The 20,426-nt window shown below is 56.8% G+C and carries 19 protein-coding genes; 14 read left to right on the top strand and 5 right to left on the bottom strand.

Annotated elements, in window-relative coordinates; genetic code table 11:
- The first annotated feature begins 34 nt into the window (after positions 1-34).
- Together PuT2_RS02430 and PuT2_RS02425 are read left to right on the top strand one after the other, a co-directional pair.
- Positions 35-2,509, top strand: a complete 2,475-nt coding sequence (locus PuT2_RS02430; protein ID WP_093969424.1) for a GNAT family N-acetyltransferase — start codon at positions 35-37, stop codon at positions 2,507-2,509.
- A gap of 31 nt (positions 2,510-2,540) precedes the next feature.
- Entirely contained in the window at positions 2,541-3,350 is an 810-nt protein-coding gene (locus tag PuT2_RS02425; protein ID WP_093969423.1) for an alpha/beta fold hydrolase, read from the top strand.
- A 74-nt stretch (positions 3,351-3,424) separates the two neighbouring features.
- On the opposite strand, the gene PuT2_RS02420 is transcribed toward PuT2_RS02425, so the two are convergent.
- The 3 genes from PuT2_RS02420 to yjgA form a co-directional block, all read right to left on the bottom strand.
- On the bottom strand, positions 3,425-4,399 hold the full coding sequence (locus tag PuT2_RS02420) for an ABC transporter substrate-binding protein (RefSeq protein WP_093969422.1): 975 nt from the start codon (positions 4,397-4,399) through the stop codon (positions 3,425-3,427).
- A gap of 273 nt (positions 4,400-4,672) precedes the next feature.
- On the bottom strand, positions 4,673-5,341 hold the full coding sequence (locus PuT2_RS02415; protein WP_093969421.1) for an alpha/beta hydrolase: 669 nt from the start codon (positions 5,339-5,341) through the stop codon (positions 4,673-4,675).
- A gap of 2 nt (positions 5,342-5,343) precedes the next feature.
- The gene (gene yjgA, locus PuT2_RS02410) at positions 5,344-5,889 is read right to left on the bottom strand and encodes a ribosome biogenesis factor YjgA (RefSeq protein WP_093969580.1); all 546 of its coding nucleotides are present in this window, start codon (positions 5,887-5,889) and stop codon (positions 5,344-5,346) included.
- A gap of 64 nt (positions 5,890-5,953) precedes the next feature.
- Here yjgA and pmbA point away from each other — a divergent pair, with 64 nt between their 5' ends.
- The 8 genes from pmbA (at position 5,954) to PuT2_RS02370 (ending at position 13,847) form a co-directional block, all read left to right on the top strand.
- Positions 5,954-7,321: a metalloprotease PmbA gene (gene pmbA / locus PuT2_RS02405; protein WP_093969420.1), complete on the top strand. Its 1,368-nt coding sequence runs from the start codon at positions 5,954-5,956 to the stop codon at positions 7,319-7,321.
- A 9-nt stretch (positions 7,322-7,330) separates the two neighbouring features.
- Positions 7,331-8,431, top strand: coding sequence for a TRAP transporter substrate-binding protein (locus PuT2_RS02400; RefSeq protein ID WP_093969419.1), 1,101 nt, complete (start codon positions 7,331-7,333; stop codon positions 8,429-8,431).
- Positions 8,432-8,667: 236 nt separating this feature from the next.
- On the top strand, positions 8,668-9,096 hold the full coding sequence (gene rplM / locus PuT2_RS02395) for a 50S ribosomal protein L13 (protein WP_093969579.1): 429 nt from the start codon (positions 8,668-8,670) through the stop codon (positions 9,094-9,096).
- A gap of 9 nt (positions 9,097-9,105) precedes the next feature.
- Positions 9,106-9,498: a 30S ribosomal protein S9 gene (rpsI, locus tag PuT2_RS02390; RefSeq protein WP_093969418.1), complete on the top strand. Its 393-nt coding sequence runs from the start codon at positions 9,106-9,108 to the stop codon at positions 9,496-9,498.
- A gap of 150 nt (positions 9,499-9,648) precedes the next feature.
- Positions 9,649-10,710, top strand: a complete 1,062-nt coding sequence (gene argC / locus PuT2_RS02385; RefSeq protein WP_093969417.1) for an N-acetyl-gamma-glutamyl-phosphate reductase — start codon at positions 9,649-9,651, stop codon at positions 10,708-10,710.
- A gap of 64 nt (positions 10,711-10,774) precedes the next feature.
- Positions 10,775-11,482 (top strand): DUF6776 family protein, encoded by a 708-nt coding sequence (locus PuT2_RS02380; protein WP_093969416.1) that lies wholly within the window; start codon positions 10,775-10,777, stop codon positions 11,480-11,482.
- 63 nt (positions 11,483-11,545) lie between these two features.
- The gene (gene erpA / locus PuT2_RS02375) at positions 11,546-11,914 is read left to right on the top strand and encodes an iron-sulfur cluster insertion protein ErpA (RefSeq protein WP_093969415.1); all 369 of its coding nucleotides are present in this window, start codon (positions 11,546-11,548) and stop codon (positions 11,912-11,914) included.
- A gap of 88 nt (positions 11,915-12,002) precedes the next feature.
- A complete protein-coding gene (locus PuT2_RS02370; protein ID WP_093969414.1) occupies positions 12,003-13,847 on the top strand; it encodes an ABC transporter ATP-binding protein in 1,845 nt (614 codons plus the stop codon).
- 28 nt (positions 13,848-13,875) lie between these two features.
- On the opposite strand, the gene PuT2_RS02365 is transcribed toward PuT2_RS02370, so the two are convergent.
- Both PuT2_RS02365 and PuT2_RS02360 read right to left on the bottom strand, forming a co-directional pair.
- The gene (locus PuT2_RS02365; protein ID WP_093969413.1) at positions 13,876-14,997 is read right to left on the bottom strand and encodes an anhydro-N-acetylmuramic acid kinase; all 1,122 of its coding nucleotides are present in this window, start codon (positions 14,995-14,997) and stop codon (positions 13,876-13,878) included.
- A gap of 57 nt (positions 14,998-15,054) precedes the next feature.
- Positions 15,055-16,431: a peptidoglycan DD-metalloendopeptidase family protein gene (locus PuT2_RS02360; RefSeq protein WP_371596182.1), complete on the bottom strand. Its 1,377-nt coding sequence runs from the start codon at positions 16,429-16,431 to the stop codon at positions 15,055-15,057.
- 196 nt (positions 16,432-16,627) lie between these two features.
- Here PuT2_RS02360 and tyrS point away from each other — a divergent pair, with 196 nt between their 5' ends.
- From tyrS to nrdR, 4 genes are all read left to right on the top strand, one after another.
- A complete protein-coding gene (gene tyrS, locus PuT2_RS02355) occupies positions 16,628-17,854 on the top strand; it encodes a tyrosine--tRNA ligase (RefSeq protein ID WP_093969411.1) in 1,227 nt (408 codons plus the stop codon).
- Between the two features lie 75 nt (positions 17,855-17,929).
- A complete protein-coding gene (locus PuT2_RS02350) occupies positions 17,930-18,562 on the top strand; it encodes a YbhB/YbcL family Raf kinase inhibitor-like protein (RefSeq protein WP_093969410.1) in 633 nt (210 codons plus the stop codon).
- A gap of 65 nt (positions 18,563-18,627) precedes the next feature.
- On the top strand, positions 18,628-19,872 hold the full coding sequence (glyA, locus tag PuT2_RS02345; RefSeq protein ID WP_093969409.1) for a serine hydroxymethyltransferase: 1,245 nt from the start codon (positions 18,628-18,630) through the stop codon (positions 19,870-19,872).
- A 51-nt stretch (positions 19,873-19,923) separates the two neighbouring features.
- On the top strand, positions 19,924-20,409 hold the full coding sequence (gene nrdR, locus PuT2_RS02340) for a transcriptional regulator NrdR (protein WP_093969408.1): 486 nt from the start codon (positions 19,924-19,926) through the stop codon (positions 20,407-20,409).
- The last annotated feature ends 17 nt before the right edge of the window (positions 20,410-20,426 follow it).

Here is a 20,426-nt window from a genome sequence, read left to right as displayed (position 1 = left end):
CAATCCCGGTATTTTAAGGTACAGATTCAACACCATGCTTCGCCATCGCCTCGCTGCACTTTTCGATCCGCTTTCGGTGCTTGTTGTGGGCCCCAAGGGCCTTGCCACCGCACAAAGTTTGCCGCCACGTTTGCGCGGTCAGGCTACCGTGGTTGTGGCACAGCCGGGTCAGTCGGTCAAACTGCCGGCCACCCTGACCGGCGTAGCCAAGGGGGCGCGGCTCGACCTTGCTGTCGTGTCGCTTACCGGACGTATGCTTAACCAGGCCTTGTGGTCTTTGCAGGCGCATCGTCCGCGCGCACTGATCGTGCTGTCGCCCGACCACCCGTCTATTGACCCTGCGCACGATACACAGCTGTGTCGGTTGTTCGCCCGCGAGCACGACTGCATGGTGTTGGGGCCCCGGTCTTTGGGACTGCAGCGCACGCACACCGGGCTTAACCTTAGCCTGTCGTCGCACTTGGCGTTACCCGGAAAGGTAGCGCTTGTCTCGCAGTCCGAGGCTATTTTCAGCGCCGTCCTCGATTGGGCCCGCGATGCCAATCTGGGGTTTTCAACGGTTGTTTCCATGGGCGACGAGTCCAGCGTGGGCATTGCGCAAGTGCTCGATTACCTGGCTACCGACTCTCGTACCGACAGCATTGCGGTGTATCTCGATAATGTGGCGTCGTCGCGAGCACTCACTAGTGCATTGCGTGCCGCCGCATCTGTCAAACCGGTGGTCGTGCTGCGTGCCGGGCAGGGCGCGCGTAACCCTAACTCGTTAAGCGACGCAGTCTTTAATGCGTTGCTACGGCGCGCGGGGGCGGTGCGGGTGCCTTACTTTGTGCAGCTGTTTTCCGCAATCAAGGTGTTGCGCAGTCCGGTTCGCCCCAAGGGCCGGCGTATCGCTTTGTTTTCCAATGGCAGCGGTCCGCCTCAGTTGGCACTTGATATCATGGGCGAGGCCGCCGCGGTTGTGCCGGCCGAGTTTTCATTGTCTACCGTCAATGCTTTGTCCGAGAGCCTCGAGCCTCGGGCTCAGGTCAAGAATCCGGTAGTAACGCGTGCGGCGCTCGTCCCCGAAACCATGCGTCTGATGTTGGCGGCGCTCATGGACGACCCCAATGTCGATGGCTTGCTGATGTTGCTGGCCCCCGACTCGCGTGCCGATATGGCCGAAGTGGTGCGGCAAGTCACGGCCATGGCGCCCAAAGCACCCAAACCTATTATGGCCTGCCTGATGGGCGAGGCCAGTATGCGGCCGTTGCGCCGCATGCTCGACGAGGTCGGCATTCCGTCGTTCCGTACCCCCGAAGCGGCCACCAATGCGTTTGGCGTTCTGGCTGCCTATCACTACAACCAGACACTGTCGTTGCAGACGCTGCCGCCCGAGCCTTTGGTACGCCTGCCAAAAGTCGATGAGGCACGCAAGCTGGTGGCGCAGGTGCTGGCCGAAGGGCGACAGCATCTGACGCTGTCCGAGTGCGTAAACCTGTTTTCGTATTTCGATATCCCTCTCGAGTTATTGCAACCCGACGCCGACTTCCCCGGGTTGCAGCACGTCGATGACGTGCCCATGGCCATTCGTGTAGGCGTCGATGCGCTTTATGGGCCCTTCATTAATTTTGGCTCCGGCGGGCGTTCGGCAATTTCTGCGCGCGATCGCGCTATTGAACTGCCACCGCTTAACGGCTTCCTGGCGCGTCAGTTGGTCGAGCGCAGTGCAATATGGCGGCGTGTACTCAAGCATCAAATGAGCCCTGCCGCCTACGAACGCCTGCAAGAAGTGCTCGAACGCTTGTCAGACATGGTGTGCGAACTACCCGAACTGGCTAATGTCTTGATTGACCCGATTTGGGCCGGCAATATGCAGCTGTTCGCGCAAGGTGTTCAGGTCGAGGTCAAGCCCTCTGAGCTTGCTGCCCTGCCCGAAAATTCGGGCTACGGCCACATGGCGATCCACCCGTATCCGCGGCAGTTGGTCAAGTCGCACGAATTTGCCGATGGCGAACCCTGGATGATGCGACCTATTCGTCCTGAGGACGCCGAACCGCTTCAGTTGTTCGTACGCGACCTGTCCGACGAGTCGCGCTATATGCGGTTTGTGTCCATGTTGCGCGAACTCACGCCCAGCATGCTGGCGCGCTATACCCGCATCGACTACGACCGGGAATTGGCGCTGGTGGCTACGGTGCAGGTGCCTAATCCGGCCCACCGGGGGCATCCACAAGAGCAAATTGTGGGCTTTGCCCACTACCTTCGCAATGCCGACGGCCTTGGGGCTGAATACGCCTTGGTCATTTCCGATAAATGGCAGCGGCATGGTCTGGGCAAGAAGCTGCTGCAAGGGTTGATCGAGGCGGCCAGAGCCCAACGGTTGGGCTACATCGAAGGCTTTGTCCTGGCCAACAACAGGGCGATGCTGGGCTTGATGACGCGCCTTGGCTTCCAGAACGACGCCGACGCCGAAGACCCGTCGATGCGTCGCGTGTGGCTTGCGCTTGATGAGGGGTTGTCAGAACATTAACGTTTCGCGCCAATAACAACAGGAGACATCCATGGCATGGGCAAGTGTTGAACCGGGAGTTAACCTTTATTACGAAGACTATGGGCAGGGTGAGCCCATAGTTTTTATACATGGCGGCGGTACCAGCCACGAAATGTGGGAGCAGCAGGTTTATCAGCTCACCGACACGTTCCGTACAGTCGTCTACGATCAGCGGGCGCACGGTCAAAGCGACAAGCCGGGTCATGGCTATACGTTCGATGGTCTTGCCGACGATCTTGAAGCTTTGCTGCAACAATGCAAGGTGTCCCGTTTTCATCTGGTGTGTCATGGCGTGGGTGTTTATGTTGGCCTGACCATGGCGCTACGTCACCCAGATCGCGTACGAGGGCTTGCGCTGGCCGGCGGCGGCGCTCGCTTTCTTGAAACCGAGGGCGAGCGGGGCGGATTCTCGCCCGAACGCTGGCAGGCTTATGCGCAAGGGATGGCAAGAAATAAAGTCGAAGCGACGGCAAAGCTAGTGAACGACGGCTTTTATTATCGTGATCCCGGGGCGGCTACCCGCCAGGCGGTTATCGACACTATGTTGCAGTGGCCTATCTACGCTACCAAAATGTTGGGCCAGGCGTTGCAAAACACCGATCTGGGTAGCCGGGTTTCGGCCCTTAAGGTGCCCACGTTAATTTTGCACGGCGTGCACGATAAAAAGCAGCCTTTTGACGACGCCAAGAAACTGGCTGAGCGTTTGCCGAATGCACGCCTGGTAGCTTTCGAAGAAAGCGCACATAATCCTCAGCTCGAAGAACTGGAGAAGTTCAATCAGGTTTTGGTTGATTTCTTTCATGACACCATGACGCGCTGATAATTAAGCCCTCATGGTTTGGAACATAGCAAAAGGGCCGCATTGCGGCCCTTTTTTGTATTGTCAGGTTTGTTTTATTCGATGGGGGCCATGATGTCGGGGCGTACGAATTTGGATACGTCGACGGGCTTGGACAAAAAGCCGGCGTCGCTTTGCAGGGTTAGTAGTTCTTGAATGGCCTTGGTGTCGGGCTTCATGGTGGCGATATGCGTAAAGTCTTTGTCGGTGAAGAGATACTTGTCGAGCATTGCCGCAGGTGCCCGGGTCACTTCTGCGGTGACTTCAACTGCCAGCTTGCGGTCTTCAAGCAATTTTGTCATGGCGCGCTGCAGGTCTTTTACGTACAGCCGAACGACCTCGGGATGTTTGTCGGCATAGGCCTTGCTGCAGCCCTCGAAGCTGTAGACGGTAGGAGACTGCACCTCGGACAAGGTAAACAGGGGGCGTAAATCGCCCTTTTCTTCGGCCAGCAGGGCAAAGGGTTGTACCAACGGGCCGCTATCGACGCGGCCCGTGCGAATGGCGTCGGCCGAGGCGGGAAAGCCGGTTTCTACGATCTTGACATCTTTTTCGTAGTCGATACCTTGTTGCTTCAGCCACAAGAGCATCCGGAAGTACATGCCGGTGCCATAGGCGTTGGTACCTATGATTTTGCCTTTGAGATCAGCGGCTGATTTGATGGGGCTGTCTTTTTTTACTGCCCAGTAAGGCGAAAAATAACCTTTCTCTTCGTGGGCATGCTGCGCCACGATATAGCTTTCGAGACCGCTTTCGAGGTAGGCCTGTGCCATGGAGAGCGGCGCCATGGTCGAGCAATCGAGCACCCCTGCGCGCAAAGCTTGCATCATGGGTGACGTACCCTGGAACTGAGACCATTCGATTTTGTATTTTTTGCCCAGGTCGGGGAACAGCTCGGGGCGTTTGATCATCAGGTATTTTGCCTCTTCGGCCGGAATCATCCAGCCCACACGCAAAGTTGGTATTTCTTCTGCGTATGCGGGCGCTGCTGCAACTGCTGATAAAACCAGGGCCATCAAAGATTTGTTCATGGTTTTTTCTCCGTGTGTGCATTTTCCGGGAAGCCTAGCGACGATTGCATTGCTGAAAATGGCGCTTAAGGTGGTGGGCGCGAATTTATGCAAATGCATACACTTACGGTAAAGAAGTTTCGGGCGCTACGCAATAGTGCGCTTGGCCGGATTTACCCTGATGTTTGGAGCGGAATTGGCAGGCAGATGCGCAGGCATCGCCGCCACGGGGGGCGATGACTAGCAGAGGGAGGGGGGCTTAGGTGCCGTCTGGCAAAACGGGCGCCCGGGGGCTTAGACCAGAACCTGTTTGAGGAAGGCCGAGATGTCGCGGATTTCTTCCAGGCATACCGAGTGTGGCATGGGATAGGTTTTCCAGGTAATACCGTAGCCTAGTGCGGTCATGGCGTCGTGCGAAGCTTGAGCGCGTTCGATGGCGACGACCGGGTCTTGGGTGCCATGCGCCATAAAAACAGGTATGTTCGCGTTGGCGGTGTGACGTTCGTTCGCTAGTGTGTCAGCCAAGGGCAAGTAGCCCGATAAACACACCAGACCAGCCAGGGGTTCGGCGTGTCGCAGCCCGGTCTGCAGCGTCATGGCACAGCCTTGCGAAAACCCGGCCAACACAATGTTTTGCGTGGGGATGCCCCGGCTGTTTTCGCGGGCAATCAGCGCTTCGATAGCCGCTTGCGACGCGCGCAGGCCTGTTTCGTCTTCGCGACGCCCGCCAATATCCATAGACAAAATGTCGTACCACGCCCGCATGTGCATACCGTTATTGATGGTCACGGGTTGAACCGGCGCATGGGGGAAAATGAAGCGAATGGCTGGCGATGAGCCCAGGCCCAGTTCGGGAACGATGGGTGCAAAGTCGTTGCCGTCGGCGCCCAAGCCGTGCATCCAGATGACGGCATGCGTTGGGTTGGGGGCAGTTTCGATTTCCAGTGTTTCTAGTGTTGTCATGTTCAGGCGGCGTCGTCGAGTGCTTTAAGGGCCTGGAAGAGCGCGCGATAGTGCTTGCGCTGCGGCGTTTGGCCCGGTCGTAAGGTCTGGTTGTTTTCCGCTTCTTTTCGCCCGGCCCGAATCAGGGCGCGCAAATGCTGAACATCTGCGCCGGGGTACTCGTTAAGCAGCTTGGTCAGGGCGTTATCGTCTTGCAACAACAGGTCGCGCAGTGTCTCAAGACGGTGCATGGCCGCAGTTTGTTCGCGTGATCCATTTTCCCAGATATCAAGCTGGTGCCGGATAGCATCGGCATCGGCGTCGCGCATCAGTTTGCCCACGTAATGAATCTGGCGGCGTCTGCCCTCGCGCGCCGTAGTGCGCTGCGCCAATCGGATGGCTTCGAACAGCTTTTCTTCAAGTGGCAGTTGTTTGATTTTTTCGGGCGACAGGTCGACCAATTGCTTGCCCAGGTCTTGCAGGGCCAGCATGTCGCGCTTGACTTGTGATTTGCTGGGCGGACGATCGTCGAAGTCGTCGTCGAGTTCGTGTTCAGGATGGTTATGCATGTTGGCCGATGAAATCAAAGCGTAATTGGCGATATGATAACTGCCTAACCTGATAAGAGCTGCGATGAGCAAAAAATCCAAGTCACTTCTTCCCATTTCTGAAAACCAGGCGCGTTTTCGCGAGCTTGTGCAAGACGCCCTCAAGTACGCTAAATCTCTGGGGGCTTCCGACGCTGCGGCCGAGGTCTCCGAAAGTGCCGGCTTGTCTGTGTCTGTCCGTAATCTGGGCATTGAAACCGTCGAGCAAACGCGCGACCGGTCGCTCGATATCACCGTATTCGCGGGTCAACAGCGCGGGTCGGCGTCAACGTCCGACTTCTCTAAAAAGGCCTTGCGCGAAACTGTCGACGCTGCCTGGCACATTGCGCGCTATACGGCGGCCGATCCGGCCGCAGGCCTGCCCGATGCCGAGTTCCTGGCACACGACTATCCCGATCTGAAGTTGCATCATGCCTGGGGGGTGTCTTCCGACGAAGCCGCCGAGCTGGCGCTCAAAGCCGAAAAAGCGGCGCGCGATGTCAGCCCGCAAATTACCAACACCGAAGGCGCGTCTGTCGCAACTTTCGAAGGTCATTTTGTGCTGGGCAACAGCCGTGGTTTTTTGGGGGGGTATCCGTACTCGCGCCACAGCTTGTCGGTGGCGCCTATTGCCGGCAAGGGCAACCACATGCAGCGCGACTACTGGTACAGCTCGGTGCGCGACCCTAAGTTGTTGGCTAAGCCCGCTGCAGTCGGCCGCTACGCCGCCGAACGGACGTTATCGCGTTTGTCGGCCAAGCGCATTAAAACGGGTCGTTTCCCGGTGCTCTTCGAGGCGCCCCTGGCGGTGGGTCTGTTGGGTTCTCTGGTTCAGGCAACCAGTGGGGGCGCGCTTTACCGTAAGGCCAGTTTCCTGCTCGATGCGTTGGGTAAGCCCGTAATGGCAGACCACCTTAATGTGCAAGAAGACCCGCTGGTAGTAGGCGGCATGGGCAGCACGCCTTTCGACGACGAAGGCGTGCGCACGCAGGCCCGCGACGTGGTGGTCAACGGCGTATTGCAAGGCTACTTTCTGTCTACCTACACTGCACGCAAGCTGGGGATGCAAACCACGGGTAATGCCGGCGGTTCGCACAATTTAAGCCTAACGTCGCGGCTCACCAATCCCGACGACGACTTCCGGGCCATGCTTAAAAAAATGGGTACGGGCTTTCTGGTCACCGAGCTTATCGGGCAGGGCGTCAATTACGTGACGGGTGATTATTCGCGCGGCGCGTTTGGGTACTGGGTAAAAAATGGTGAGATCGTCCATGCTGTTCAAGAGGTCACCATTGCCGGGAATCTGGCAGATATGTTCCGGCAAATTGTGGCCGTTGGCGCCGACACCATCGTGCGTGGGTCCAAGTCGACCGGTTCTATTCTTATCGAGCAAATGGCCATTGCCGGCCAGTAGGAGTACTGCATGCAACGTCGTTCATTTCTGAAAAAGGCTGGTATGGGTGCTGTGGCTGGCACGGCCGCGTTGGGCGCACCCGTTATGGCACAAGCCAACCCCAAGGTCAGCTGGAAAATGACCTCGACCTACACGCCTTCGTTGCCGCCTCTGTATAGTTCGGCGCAAACGTTCTGCAAAATGGTCGAAGAGGCTTCGGGCGGTAACTTCAGTATTCGTTTGTACCCCGGTGGCGAGATCGTACCTGGGTTCGGTGTCATGGATGCCGTCAGCAACAACACCGTCGAGTGTGGGCAAACGGCGTCTTACTATTTTTACGGGAAAGACCCGACCTTCTGTTTTGACACCGCCGTGCCGTTCGGCTTGAATGCCCGTCAAATGAATGCCTGGATGGATCAGGGCGACGGCCTCAAACTGATGCGCGAGCTGTTTGCTACCCGTAACATCGTCAATTTCCCCATGGGTAACACCGGCACGCAAATGGGCGGCTGGTATCGCAAAGAAATCAAAACACCCGAAGACCTCAAGGGCCTGAAAATGCGCACGGCCGGTTTTGCCGGCGAAGTGCTTTCGCGCCTGGGCGTGGTGCCCCAGCAAATCCCACCGGGCGACATTTACCCTTCGCTTGAAAAGGGTACGCTTGACGCGGTCGAGTTCGTGGGGCCCGTTGATGACGAAAAACTGGGTTTGCAAAAGGTAGCCAAATATTATTACTACCCGGGTTGGTGGGAAGGCTCTGCCCAGTTGTCGTTGTACGTTAACGATGGCGCTTACAACCAGTTGCCCAAGCAGTATCAGGCCATTATTGCTATGGCCACCCGTTACGCCGGTCAGCAATTACTTACCGATTACGACGCGCATAATGCTTCGGCCTTACGACGCCTGGTTGCCAGTGGCGCTGTGCTGCGGGCGTTTCCGCTTGATGTCATGAACGCTTCTTTTGATGCCGCGAATGTGGTCTATAAAGAGTTTTGCGACAAGTATCCGCAATTCAAGAAAGTGTTTGATAACTACATGGGTTTCCGCGACGAAGTCTCGCCCTGGTTCCGTCTGGCCGAGGGCAGTTACGATAACTACCTGAATGTCGCGTTGGCGCGTGCCAAGAAATAAGATTCAACAAAAACAATAATTTATGCTACTATAGTGGGCTTTTCTGGAAGTGCACGGGCGAACCGTGGGGCAACGAGGCTGGGTGTTTTCAAGCAAGGCTTGTTGGCACTGGGTCGTTTAAGTTGGCCTTATAACAACGCTTTGGCGCTTTTGGTAAAAGAAACCACATGTTTAATATGTGCGGGCTTGCGCATTTTTTGGCGCCGGCTTTGCGCTTTAATTTATTAGGAACCATCATGAAGACCTTTGTGGCCAAGCCGCATGAAGTCAAGCGTGACTGGTACGTGATTGACGCCAAGGGTAAAGTCCTCGGGCGTGTGGCCAGCGAAGTCGCACGTCGTCTGCGCGGCAAGCACAAGCCAGAATTCACACCACACGTTGACACCGGTGATTACATCGTTATCATCAACGCGGCCGACATCGTCGTTACCGGCAATAAAGCCCTCGACAAGCGCTACTACCGTCACTCGGGTTACCCCGGCGGTATTACCGAAACCAACTTCCAGAAAATGCAGCAGCGTTTTCCTGGTCGTGCCCTCCAGAAAGCGGTCAAAGGCATGTTGCCTAAGGGCCCCCTGGGTTATGCCATGGCCAAGAAGCTCAAGATTTACGCCGGCGCCGAGCACCCGCACTCCGCTCAGCAGCCTAAACCGCTGGAAATCTAAGGATAGGTCATGATCGGTAATTGGAACTATGGCACCGGCCGCCGCAAAACTTCGGTAGCACGTGTGTTCTTGAAAAAAGGTTCGGGCAAAATCGTTGTTAACGGTAAGCCTGTTGATGAATACTTCGCTCGCGAAACGGGTCGCATGGTGGTTCGCCAGCCGCTCGAACTCACGGGTCACCTCGAGTCGTTCGATTTTCACATCAACGTTCACGGTGGTGGCGAAAGCGGTCAGGCAGGTGCAGTGCGTCACGGCATCACCCGCGCCCTGATCGACTACGACGAAACCCTCAAGCCCGCGCTCAAGCAGGCTGGTCTCGTTACTCGCGATGCCCGCGAAGTCGAACGTAAAAAAGTGGGTTTCCACAAAGCACGTCGTCGCAAGCAGTTCAGCAAGCGCTAATTGTTTTGTGTACCCCGGGCCGCTGCAGTGGTATTGCGCGGTCCAGTCAAAAGCCCTGGCGTCATGCCGGGGCTTTTGCTTTGTGCCTGCATAAGTCGCGCAGGCGTTGCATAATTACGGTGTTAGGCACTCAAATTTTCAAGGAACATCATGTCAGGTGCATTGGGCAAGAAAATCAAGGTAGGTATTGTGGGCGGCACGGGCTACACCGGTGTCGAGCTGTTGCGTTTGCTGTCGCAGCACCCCAACGTCGAACTCACCGCGATTACGTCGCGCAAAGAAGACGGCATGCCGGTTGCCCAGATGTATCCCAACCTGCGTGGCCACGTCGACCTGTGCTTTGCTACACCCGAAAATGCGGCGCTCGACCAGTGCGACGTGGTGTTTTTTGCTACGCCACACGGCGTGGCCATGAGTCAGGCGCAGGCCTTGCTAGACAAGGGCGTGCGCATTATCGACCTGGCTGCCGATTTTCGTTTGCAAGACACGGCGGTCTTCGAGAAATGGTACAAAATGCCGCATGTCTGCCCCGACATCCTGGCCGATTCGGTCTATGGTCTGGTCGAACTTAACCGTATGAAAATATCTGGCGCCAGTGTGGTGGGTAACCCAGGGTGTTATCCCACCACGGTTATCCTGGGCTTGTTGCCCTTGCTCGAAGGCGGCAAGGCGCTGGTCGACACCCAGCACATTATTGCTGATTGCAAGTCGGGGGTATCGGGCGCTGGTCGTAAGGCCGAGGTGGCTACCTTGTTCTCCGAAGCCAGCGACAGTTTCAAGGCCTACGGGGTAGCCGGGCATCGTCATCACCCCGAAATTGCCGAACAGCTGTCAGCCATTGCCGGCAAGCCTGTCGGCTTGACGTTCGTGCCGCATTTGGTGCCCATGATTCGCGGTATGTTCTCGACGCTTTATCTGCGTATTTTGCCCGAAGCACTCGACACCGATTTTCAGGCGCTCTTCGAGGCACGGTATGCCGACGAGGCCTTTATCGACGTCATGCCGCCGGGCAGCCAGCCCGAAACCCGTTCTGTGCGGGCGTCCAATCATTTGCGTATTGCCGTTCACCGCCCCAGCCCCGGTCAATTAGTGGTGCTGGTTATTCAAGATAACCTTGTCAAAGGGGCGTCTGGTCAGGCCGTGCAAAATATGAACCTGATGTTTGGTCTGCCCGAAACCACCGGGCTCAATCATGTGGCGGTTTTGCCCTGACGTATAAGCGGGTGCCGCGCACCTGCGCGACGGAACTTTTCCGTAGTTTTCGGGTCGACTCTGTATGAAACACAATCAAGTCGGCCTGGTACGTCACTGGCCAAAAATTGTCTGGCTAGTCGTGGTGGTGGCCGCACTATTTGCTGGTTTTATGTTTGGTCAGCATACGCGGTCGGGCGATCAAGCCAGCCGCTTCGAAGCCTTGCAAACCCGGTTCGACGTTACCGTGGCTCAAATGGGTTTCGATATGGCTAAACTGACCACCGAGCGCGACGCGCTTCAAAGCCAGTTGCTGGTCGAGCAAACCACGCGCACTAGTCTCGAAACCACGCTGAATGCCGCTCAGTCTGATCTTGCCAGCGCTCGCGAACGGTTGGCCTTCTACGAGCAGTTGTTGCCGCCTGGTCCCGCTGGCGCAGTGACCGTCAGAGCGTTTGATATCGAGCCCAGGGCAGGGTTGTTGTCTTATCGGGTGCTGCTGATGCGCAACGGTACGTCGGGTTCTGGCTTTAATGGCCTTATGGAGTTTGTGGCTAATGGGGTGCAAAAAGGGAAAAACGTTAAAATAACGTTAAAGCCCGCAGCCGGGGTTGGTGCAAGCAACACCGAGCAAAGCCAGTCTACCCCGTTAAAACTCAGTTTCGACCAGTTCCAGCGTGCCGAAGGTCTGCTTGATTTACCCGAGGGTTTTGTGCCCAAGTCGGTAACGCTTAACGTCATGGAAGGCTCGGCCGTACGTGCAACACGCACTGTTAATCTGGCTGCCGACTAGGTCGTGCGGGTCTATGTGTAAATGCAGTTCAATGGCGGCCATTGGCCGTACCGGAGTTAAAAAATGAGCAATGTGACTGAATCCGTTGATCTTCAAGCCCCCCCACCAGCCCTGGTGTTTACCGATGCTGCGGCGGCAAAAGTCAAAGACCTGCTCGCCGAAGAAGGCAACCCCGAACTCAAATTGCGCGTTTTCGTGCAAGGCGGTGGTTGCTCGGGTTTTCAGTATGGCTTCACGTTCGATGAAGTCATCAATGAAGATGACACTGCCATCGACAAAGAAGGTGTCCAGCTGTTAATCGACCCCATGAGCTTCCAGTATCTGGTCGGCGCCGAAATCGACTACAAAGACGACCTCGAAGGCTCGCAGTTTGTCATTCGGAACCCCAACGCAACGTCTACTTGCGGCTGTGGCTCGTCGTTCTCGGCGTAAACCCGCTTTCTGATCCGTTTCACGGTATCGCAGGGCCCTGTTCCTTACGGACCAGGGCTCTTTTGTTTTACTCAAGGGCATCTCAATCATGAAACCCGATGTGTTTGGCCGAATCGAAGGCCTGCTTGATCCGTTTCCGCCCGATGCAGTGCCGGTACCTCCTAAGGGGCTGCTGCCATTTTTATGGGCGTGCACCCGCGGTGCGCGCGGCTATATTGCTTGGCTAGCGGTATTCAGCGCTGCCGTTTCTATCTACGAAGCCTGGCTGTTTGCGTTTTTAGGTCAAGTTGTTGATTACCTGGCCGTATGGGATGCCAATGGCCCAATATCGAGCCACGAGCGTAGTGTGCTGTGGGGTATTGGCATTGTGTTGGTTACCAGTATTGTGCTGGTGGCTTTACGTACGATGGTGCAGCATCAGGCCCTTGCCATTAATTTGCCGCTACGTTTGCGCTGGGATTTCCACCGCCTGATGCTGCGGCAAAGCTTGTCTTTTTTTGCTGACGAGTTTGCGGGCCGGGTGACGACTAAAGTCATGCAGACCGCATTGGCCGTACGCGACGTACTGCTGACGTTCTGCGAAATTGTGGTGGGCATGGGGGTGTACTTCGTTACCATCATTGCCCTGGCGGGCAGTTTCGACCTGCGCCTGATGCTGCCTTTTGTGGGCTGGATCATTCTGTATGCGCTGGCCATGTTCTATTTTGTGCCGCGCCTGGGTAAGGTTGGGCAAGAGCAGGCGCACGCCCGCTCATCAATGACGGGGCGCATTACCGATGCCTATTCCAACATTACTACGGTAAAGCTGTTCTCGCATACCCGGCGCGAGGCCCAGTTTGCGCGTGCCGCCATGGAAGACTTCAAGTTAACGGGTTACCGGCAAATGCGGCTGGTCAGCCAGTTTGAAATCGTGAACCAGGCGTTGGTGGTGGGGCTGATACTGGCGGCAGGGGGTTACACCCTGGCGCTTTGGCACGCCAACGAAGTCGGTACCGGGGCAGTGGCCGCCGTAACGGCTATGGCACTGCGTATCAATGGCATGTCGCACTGGATCATGTGGCAAATGGCGTCGCTGTTCGAGAACATTGGCACGGTGCAAGATGGCATTGCCACCTTAACGCACCCACCCAAAGTGCAAGACAAGCCCGGGGCGCCCGCGCTGCAGGTCAAACAAGGCGACGTCACCTTCGACAGCGTTTCGTTTAATTACAACGGCGAGCGCCAGGTGTTCGATGGCTTGAACCTGCGTGTCAAACCGGGCGAGAAAATCGGCCTGGTGGGTCGGTCTGGCGCCGGCAAGTCTACGCTCACCAGCTTATTGTTGCGTTTCTACGATGTAGACTCGGGTCAAATTCGTATCGACGGCCAAGATATCGCCCAAGTCAGCCAGGACAGCCTGCGCAGTGCTATTGGTATGGTTACGCAAGACACCTCGTTGTTGCACCGATCTATTCGCGACAATATTGCCTATGGTCGCCCCGACGCCACTGACGACGATGTCATGACGGCGGCACGGCGTGCCCAGGCCGATCTATTTATCAATCAATTGAGCGACCCTAAGGGTAACCGGGGTTTCGACACGCTGGTTGGCGAGCGGGGCGTCAAGTTGTCCGGTGGGCAGCGTCAGCGTATTGCTATTGCCCGGGTCATGCTTAAAAATGCACCTATTTTGTTACTCGACGAAGCGACCAGTGCGCTGGATTCGGAAGTCGAGCAGGCCATTCAAGAGAGCCTGAATGAGATCATGGAAGGCAAGACAGTGATCGCCATAGCCCATCGTTTGTCGACGATTGCTGCGTTGGATCGCTTGATTGTGCTTGATGACGGCAAGATTATCGAAGAGGGCAGTCACGCTGAACTGTTGAAAAAGAATGGTGTGTATGCGCGGCTGTGGCAGCACCAGAGCGGCGGATTTTTGGCGCAGGAAGATTAGCGTTACTGCCGCATTTAAGCGACAGGGTTCAGGCCTTGTGCAAACAGCCCAGTATGGTGGCCCGTCGGGCCCCGGTTACCGACGGTTGGCCGGCTGGGTGGTTGTTTACATACGCCCACGCCAGCCAGGCAAACGCCAGTGCTTCGACGTCTTGTACCGGTACCCCGACATGGCTGGTGGCGTGCACCGGGCAGTCAAGCCGCTCGCGCAGAGCGGTCATTAGGGCGTCATTCAGGGCGCCGCCACCACAAACCAAAAGTTCTTGTGTGCGGCTGGCATGGGCAGTCACAGCATCGACCACGGTTTGTGCCGTCAGTGCCAGAAGTGTGGCTTGTATGTCGGCATCAGCCAGGGGTTGGTGTGGATTAGTTGCGTGCCAGGCGCTGAGTCGGGTTGAGAGCCAGGCCTGGTTGAACAGGTCGCGGCCGGTTGATTTTGGTGGGGGTAGGCGAAACCACGGGTCTTCGAGCAGCAAGGTCAGCAATTGGGGTTTGACACTGCCGCTGGCTGCCCATTGCCCCTTGTGGTCGTAGGGGCGGCTTGTTTTTAGCTGGCACCAGAGGTCCATTAGTACATTGGCCGGGCCGGTATCGAACCCGCGAACAGGCTGCCCGGGTTCGAGTATGGTGATGTTGGCTATGCCGCCCAAGTTTAGCACGGTGCGCGGGTAAGTCGACGAGAACAAGGCCTGGTGGAAGGCGGGTACCAAGGGTGCGCCGTGGCCACCAGCGGCGACGTCGCGGGTACGAAAGTCGGCAACAACGTCAATACCCGAGAGTTCGGCTAGCAGGGCCGGCGCATTCAGCTGCAGTGTGTAACCGGCAAGCGGGTCGTGCCTGACGGTTTGCCCGTGGGCGCCAATGGCCACAACCTGGCTGGCGTCCAGGTCGGTCTGTTCGAGTAGTTTTGCGCATACTTGGGCATACTGTTGAACCAGTTGATTAGACGCATGGGCGCTACGAACCAGCTCGTCGGGCCCGCTGATGTTCAGGGACAGCAAGGTTTGGCGTAGTTCGGGGGGCAAGGGCAGTGACGCGCTGGCCAGCGTGCGGGGCTGGTTTGAGCGACTGAAATCGGCAAGCACGCCGTCGATTCCGTCAGTGCTTGTGCCCGACATCAGGCCAATGTAATAGGCGGGGGCTTGAGGCATAAAAAGTAACCGCTGAAATGAAAACCCCACCGCTGGGGGTGGGGTGCTTGCCTTGGCTTATTCGGCTCTGGCGAGTTTGACCTCGGCGTCTTCGGCGCTGTTACCTTCGTCTTGCAAGGCGGCCAGCAACTGGAAGTGGCTTTGGAAGCTGTCGAGTTTTGACTGGAACGCAGCCAATTGCTTGGGCGTTAGCACTTTGGCGACGGGCAGGTCGACTGACAGCGGGTCGACAGGCCTGCCGCCAACGCGGAATTCGTAGTGCAAGTGCGGGCCGGTCGCCCAGCCGGTAGACCCGACATACCCAATAAGCTGGCCCTGCTCGACCCGGTCACCTTTGCTAAGGCCGTCGGCAAAGCGACTTTGATGGGCGTAATAGGTAGAGATGTTGTTGCCATGCTTGAGGATGACGATCTTGCCAAAACCATTTTGGTTGCCGATGAAGTCGACAACGCCGTCGGCGGTGGCATGGATAGGCGTACCGGTAGGCGCAGCGTAATCGACGCCGTTATGGCCCCGCCAGCTGCCGTGTACCGGATGACGACGCATGCCAAACGTAGAGCTGACGCGAGAGAACTTGAGGGCTGAGCGCAAGAAAGCGCCTTTCAGGCTTTTGCCGTCGAAATCGTAGTAGCCGCCTGATTCGCCTTCGGGTTGGAACCAGACAGCATCGTAGGTCTTGTTGCCGTTGTTGAACTCGAGCGCCAAAACTCGGCCTGAGCCGACTTCTTTGCCTTCGTGCGAGTGCGTTTCGTAAACGATGCGAAAGCGATCGCCCTTGCGCAGGTCGCGCATGAAGTCGATTTTGCTACCCAGAATTTCGGCCATCTGAAAAGTAATGGCGTCGGGGATGTTGGCAGCGTCAGTGGCGCCAAACAGCGAATGGGTAATTTCGCCTTCGGCAATACGCATTTGGGTTTCGGTGGCTTCGGCTTGTTCTAGCGCAGTAAAGCCGTTGTTGCCATCGGGGCGTACTTCAAGCCATTTGGAAACGAATGCGTTGCCGTCGCGCGCACCCGGCGTGTGGTAATAGCGAAGCCATTGCAGCCCACCTTGTGCATCAAGGGCGGCTTGTACGGTGCGGCCAGGGTACAGTTTGTAAATAGAGCGCGCGCCTTCGTTCTGGACCAAAAACTGCTGCAGGTTGGCTTCTTGGACGTTAAGACGTTGCAAGACGGCAGCCAGTGTGTCGCCCGGCCGAATACGTGTCTCGTCGATGAACGGCGACTGTTCGAGGGCGACTTCGGGCAGAGTGGGAAGCGTGCTGGGCAAGCTAAGTGTTTGCCGCGCTTGATATACTGCAGGGGGAGCTGCTTCGGTAATGGGCTTGACCACCGCCAGCGCGCCGGCTGTAGCAAAAAGGCCAAGGGCCACCAGCATTAGGCCGCCGGTAATATAGTGATGTGTGGGTTTGTCGGTTGGCTGTTTTTTTGACATGTTTGGCATGTGAACGGCCCGTGTTTGGCCCGCATATTTCCTGTTACTGAAGATTGCGTGTCAACCTGGTTGGCAATTGCAAAAACAAGCCCGTGGTTAGTTTGCAACGCGCACCGCTTTAATTAACACGGTATGCTATCGCATTGCTTGACTATTTTCGAGTATTTTTTCATATTTTCTTATCAACGGTCGTTATATGTCGTCGCCAGAAGTTGTCATTACCCCCGAAATAGAAGCGGATTTGCGCGTAGTTAAGCGAGGATGCGACGAGTTGTTGGTAGAGAGCGAATTTGTAAAAAAGCTCGCCCGCAGTCGCGCCACAGGTCAGCCGTTACGTATTAAGCTGGGGCTCGACCCTACCGCTCCCGACATCCATTTGGGACACACGGTGGTGTTGAACAAAATGCGTCAGTTGCAAGACTTGGGGCACACCGTCATCTTTCTTATTGGTGACTTCACCTCCATGATTGGCGACCCCAGTGGTCGTAACGCCACCCGTCCGCCGCTCACGCCCGAACAGATCCAGGAAAACGCCAAGACTTATTACGCCCAGGCCAGTCTGGTTCTCGATCCATCCAAAACCGAAATTCGCTATAACTCCGAATGGTGTGACCCATTGGGCGCACGAGGCATGATTCAGCTGGCGTCCCGCTACACCGTGGCGCGCATGATGGAGCGCGAAGACTTTACCCGTCGCTTCAAGCAGGGCATTCCTATTTCGGTGCACGAGTTTCTTTACCCGCTCATGCAGGGCTACGATTCGGTTGCGCTTAAGGCCGATCTCGAACTGGGCGGTACCGACCAGAAGTTCAACTTGCTGGTCGGGCGCGAGTTGCAAAAAGAATACGGCCAAGAGCCGCAGTGCATTTTGACCATGCCGTTGCTCGAAGGCACCGACGGGGTCGATAAAATGTCGAAGTCCAAAGGAAATTACATCGGCATTACCGAAACGCCTGACAGCATGTTTGGCAAGCTCATGTCTATTTCCGATACGCTCATGTGGCGGTATTTCGAACTGTTGTCGTTCCGTACCCAAGACGAAATTGCGCTTCTGCAAAAGGCCGTGAACGACGGCGCCAACCCGCGCGACACTAAAGTTTTGCTCGCGCAAGAAATCGTAGGGCGCTTCCACTCCGAGAAAGACGCCCACGAAGCCCTGGCGCGTTTCGAGGCGCGTTTCCGCGACGGCGTTATCCCGGATGACATGCCCGAAGTGCAGTTGGCGGGGGCGCCGTTGGGTATTCTTAAAGTGCTGCGCGAAGCCGGCCTGGTTGCGTCGGGCGCCGAAGCTCAGCGCAATGTCGAGCAAGGCGGGGTTCGTGTCGATGGCACACGCATTGAAGACAAGGGTTTGCAGTTGCCGGCCGGCACCTATGTGGTGCAGGTAGGTAAGCGCAAGTTTGCCCGTGTCACGGTTGCTTAAATCCGGTCGCCATTTTTCGGTTGCGGCACGCCAAATACTCTGTAGCATGATCCGGTCCAGCATTCAGGAGGCCTTATGAAACTGACCAGTAAATCTTTTGCCGACCAGCAGTTCATTCCGCAAGCTAACGCTTTCGGGAAGATCGACTCCGAATCGCATATCGCCCTTGCGGGTAACCGCAACCCCCACCTGGCCTGGGTCGATGCGCCCGAAGGGACAAAATCTTTTGTCGTTGTGTGCCACGACCCCGACGTGCCCAGCAAGGGGGACGACGTCAACCAAGAGGGGCGCGAAGTGCCCGCCAGTTTGCCGCGCGTCGATTTCTACCATTGGGTGCTGATTGATGTGGCCGGATCGGTACGTGAAATCGCCGAGGGTGCTTATTCGGACGGCATCACGCCGCGTGGCAAGGGTGGCCCTTTGGCCGCCAACGATACCCGTCAGGGCGTTAATGACTACACCGGCTGGTTTGCCGCCGACCGCGACATGAGCGGCGATTACTTCGGCTATGACGGCCCGTGCCCCCCCTGGAACGACGCCATTGTTCACCGTTACGTGTTCACGGTGTATGCCCTTGATATCGAACGCGTTCCGCTCGAGGGCCGTTTTACGGGCCCCGATGTGTTGCGTGCTATTCAGGGGCATGTGCTTGCGCAGGCGGCCCTTACCGGCAAATACACCCTGAACCCGGCGCTTGCCAGCGCTTAGGTGGTTTACAGGCGGCCGGGTTAAAATGCCGTTTGACCTTTATTTTGCACTTCCTAGGATTCTTCATGTTTGACCGCTCGCGTACGCTTGATCACGTCGACCCCGAATTGTGGGCCGCCATTCAAAAGGAAAATGTTCGTCAGGAACAGCATATCGAACTGATTGCCTCCGAGAACTACACCAGCCCCGCCGTTATGCAGGCTCAGGGCACCCAACTGACCAACAAGTACGCCGAGGGTTACCCAGGTAAGCGTTACTACGGCGGTTGCGAGTACGTCGACATCGTCGAGCAACTGGCGATCGATCGTCTGAAAGAATTGTTCGGCGCCGAAGCGGCCAACGTGCAGCCCAACTCTGGTTCGCAGGCGAATCAAGGCGTTTACATGGCGGTGCTTAAGCCCGGTGACACCGTATTGGGCATGAGCCTGGCCGAAGGTGGCCACCTTACGCATGGTTCGCCGGTTAACGCATCGGGCAAGCTGTACAACTTTATTTCGTATGGCCTCGACGCCAACGAAGCCATCGACTACGACAAGCTGGAAGAGCTGGCTAAAACCCACAAACCCAAGCTGGTGGTCGGCGGGGCGTCGGCCTATTCGCTGCGTATCGACTTCGAACGTATGGCCCGTATCGCACACGATAACGGCGCGCTGTTCATGGTCGATATCGCCCACTACGCGGGCTTGGTTGCTGGCGGTGCCTACCCCAACCCCTTTCCGCATGCCGATTTCGTTACATCGACCACGCACAAATCGCTGCGCGGCCCTCGCGGCGGCGTCATCATGATGAAGGCCGAGTTCGAAAAGATCATCAATTCGGCTATTTTCCCCGGCATTCAGGGCGGCCCGTTGATGCACGTTATTGCGGGCAAGGCTGTGGCTTTCAAAGAAGCCTTGCAACCCGAGTTCAAAACTTACGCGGCACAGGTTGTTAAAAACGCCGACGTTTTGGCTCGTACGCTGGTCGAGCGTGGCCTGCGTATTGTGTCAGGTCGCACAGAAAGCCACGTGATGTTGGTCGATCTGCGTCCCAAGGGGATTACCGGCAAAGTGGCTGAAGCGGCCTTGGGTCAGGCGCATATTACGGTTAATAAAAACGCTATTCCCAACGACCCCGAAAAGCCCTTTGTCACCAGCGGTATTCGTTTGGGTACGCCTGCCATGACCACGCGCGGTTTCAAAGAAGCCGAGGCCGAACTCACCGCTCACCTGATTGCCGATGTGCTCGACAATCCTGAAAACGAAGCCGTCATTGCCGACGTGCGTGCACGCGTCAACGAATTGACCGCGCGCCTGCCGGTTTACCGCTAATCCCTCAAGGGTCAGGCCTGTCGTGTGTGTTGCGCCAGGCCTGTCTAAACCATGAAATGCCCGTTCTGTAATGGTTCCGACACACAGGTCATCGACTCTCGCGTTTCCGAAGAGGGCGATACCATTCGTCGGCGCCGCCGTTGCACGGCTTGCGAACGGCGCTTCACCACCTACGAGCGGGTCGAGCTGTCGATGCCCGCCGTGGTCAAGCGAAATGGTACGCGCACTGAGTTCGATCTTGAAAAATTGCGTGGTAGCCTGAAGCTTGCGCTTCGAAAGCGGCCAGTCAGTACCGAGCAAGTCGATGCAGCCGTAGCGCGTATTGAAGAAAGCCTCTTGACGAGTGGCAAGCGCGAAGTTTCAACGGGCTATTTGGGCGAGTTGGTCATGAACGAACTGATCAAGCTTGATCAGGTGGCCTACGTGCGGTTCGCCTCAGTCTATAAAAGTTTCGAAGATATCAACGAGTTCGTCAAAGCTATTGACGAAATTAAGGTCGAGCCTGTCTCGGGCAGTCGCGCATCAAAGGGTGCATGATGGCGGGCGGCGCTGGT

Origin of the sequence: Pusillimonas sp. T2 (assembly GCF_002236805.1) — a bacterium.
Classification (GTDB): Bacteria; Pseudomonadota; Gammaproteobacteria; order Burkholderiales; family Burkholderiaceae_B; genus Neopusillimonas.
This window is presented reverse-complemented; position numbering and strand designations above follow the sequence as displayed.